Here is a 2,717-nt window from a genome sequence, read left to right as displayed (position 1 = left end):
TTCTTCTAAGCATCTTTTCTAAAAAATAAATTGACAATCTCATCTTCTGAAAAGCCTAGCTCACCAAGTTTTTCAAACAAAATTTTCACTAGCTTGTTAGATTCTTGATATCTTAACTCCTTTATTTCTTGCTCGCTTGCTATGACAAAATATCCTAATGTTCCACAGCTAATAACCAAATTCTGTTCTTCGAGAACTTTCATTGCTTTTTGGACAGTTGCCGGATTACACTTCTCGTTTTCTGCTAATCTCCTTATTGAAGGAATTTGTTGTTCAGGTGCATAATCACCTCTTAAAATAGTCGTTCTTAATTTTGATGCAATTTGTAAATATAGATGGTGTTTCATTTAATCTTTTTATTATCACTTTCCCTAACAAACTTCCAATATGCAGAATAAGGGATGACTGTAGCTAGTAGAAGATAGTATTTATTTGCAAATATATCTGCTTCTCCTTTTGCATTGAAATGAATCGGAACTTTTTCTGGGAGAAATCTACAAATAACAACTATTATAGCTAGCATTACTAATAACACCAAAATATCTTTTATCAGTCTGTTTTTCATCTTATTTTTCTCCTTTAACTAGATAAAATTTTTCTTGCTTATTGTTAAATAAACACCCATTGTAATAACCAATAAAACTACTGATACTAACTGTAAAACAAATATAATCGGAAGATTAAACAGCCAATTAATCAAAAGTGGCGTAATAAGCGCAATCATACCAATAATTCCAGTTACAATAACAGGAAGACTTTGTTTGACAACTATCATCTCACTGTCCCAATTATAGTTAGGATATTTTTTATTTAATGAAATGCCGATTACCGTTATAAAAAGGGAGTAGCATATAGGAACAATAACTATATTCATAACTTGAATAGGATTCATATCAAGTTTCAGCATAAATACAGATACAGAAATCATATATCCAATCAAATGAAGTGTAAGGTTGACAGCTATCTTAGCATTTAAAATCATTTTCACTTTAACCGGAGAACTTTTCAAAATCCAAATATTTTTACCTTCTAAAGATATGGATGAAGCTGCTGGACAACTGAGTGAAAGCATAGATAAAATAAAGACAGGAGCTAAGTTTGAAAGATACTCATTTATATTTTCAATTCCTGCAGAATTTCCTATTTGCCCTACAGAATTAAACAGGAAACATATACTAAAGACACATAAAAGAATCACTCCAAGCCCAGCATTCAAGACTGCCATATAAGAACTTAAAAATCGTCCAAGCTCTTTTTGATACAAGGAAAAAAATACCGATTTTCTTTCATAAGATACTTTGTCATTAGCATATCTTGATTTTGTATTGGCAAGTGTATTAAGTAGTCCATACTTCAACGAAGCAATTTTGACAAATAGATAAAAGACGACTATTGAAAGAACTATATAAAATCCCATCCCATAGTACATTGGAAAATTGTAGTATGACATAAATAGTCTAGAAATTGGATACAGTCCAGTAATTTGCTTAGCCAGAGTAACCCCAATACTACTTTCATCACCTGATTGCAAAGCTGATAATGCAAAATATCCAATTATACCTAACATCGCAAATGAAAAAATAAGAGAGATAACATTTTTCCTTTTAAAAAAAGATGAAGCGACAACAATAATGAGTCCCATGCATGCTGCTATACACATGGGGATCAAAGGGGCAAAAATTATAGAAGTAAAATACAATATAATCTGTAGGAGGTTTAAACTTCCGTTCAAGCCCCATACAATTCCACCCGGAAGCATAAACATCAAGCCTAATAAAAAATTCAATAAGTACATAAACATGAACTTGCTGGTGATAATATACGAACTTTTAACAGGTAAGGATAGGAGAATTTCCATATCTCGACTGCCAAATAAAATGCCATTCGAATAAAAGACAGTCAAAAATAATATTGAAAAACTTGATATAGAGACCATATATGCCGGTATCAAGTCCTGCTGTCCGACGTGTACCAATGTTTTCGCTGTTAGTATATTATAAACAAAGCAAAATAAGGAAAGAGTTATTATGCCAAAACTCGCAATAGCCATTGAACTTTGTTTTTTATTTCCTGAATCTCTAATCTCGTTAATAGGAAAGAAATTAATCAATTGCGCTTTAAGCAGTATCCAAATGTTACTCATTGTCCTGCACCTCCATGAAAAATGCCTCCAATGATTCATCACCTTTGACGTCTCCTGTATTGCCACTTGCAATTAACTTTCCATTTTTGATAATGGCAATCTTATTACATAATTTTTCCGCAACATCCAATACATGGGTTGAAAAGAAAATAGCACCTCCATCTGAAACACACTCATGCATAATTTTCTTTAGTAGGAAAGTTGCTTTGGGATCTAGCCCAACAAAAGGTTCATCTAAAATCAACAGTTTGGGAGAATGTACAAGTGCAGAAATAATGGCTGTTCGTTGCTTCATACCATGTGAATATGAAGAAATAATCCCCGAAAGATGCTCAGTCATATCAAATAAATCACCGTATTTTTGGATTCTCTCCCTGCGTATTTTTGTAGGAATTTCAAACAAGTCAGCAATAAAATTAATATATTGAAGTCCTGTCATATGTTCATACAAATCTGGATTATCTGGGATATACGCCATCATTTTTTTACAAATAACAGGTTCTTCTTTAATAGAATGACCGTTGATAATTATACTTCCGTCTTCAAAATCATGGATACCGACAACTGCCTTTAT

Annotated in this window: 4 protein-coding genes; all 4 read right to left on the bottom strand. The window is 32.3% G+C overall.

From position 1 onward, the window contains the following. Positions 1 to 5: 5 nt before the first annotated feature. Entirely contained in the window at positions 6 to 347 is a 342-nt protein-coding gene (locus RYO54_RS20160; protein ID WP_049528519.1) for a GntR family transcriptional regulator, read from the bottom strand. Continuing rightward, positions 344 to 565: a DUF1648 domain-containing protein gene (locus tag RYO54_RS20155; RefSeq protein ID WP_261041967.1), complete on the bottom strand. Its 222-nt coding sequence runs from the start codon at positions 563 to 565 to the stop codon at positions 344 to 346. Before RYO54_RS20155 ends, RYO54_RS20160 begins: the two co-directional genes overlap by 4 nt. A gap of 18 nt (positions 566 to 583) precedes the next feature. Then, entirely contained in the window at positions 584 to 2,143 is a 1,560-nt protein-coding gene (locus RYO54_RS20150; protein WP_315122482.1) for a putative ABC transporter permease subunit, read from the bottom strand. Further along, positions 2,136 to 2,717 (bottom strand): ABC transporter ATP-binding protein (locus RYO54_RS20145; protein WP_315122480.1); only part of this gene is annotated, 582 nt, incomplete at its 5' end. The genes RYO54_RS20145 and RYO54_RS20150, both read right to left, overlap by 8 nt.

Source organism: uncultured Clostridium sp., from assembly GCF_963515715.1.
Lineage (GTDB): Bacteria > Bacillota > Clostridia > Clostridiales > Clostridiaceae > Clostridium_AW.
This window is presented reverse-complemented; position numbering and strand designations above follow the sequence as displayed.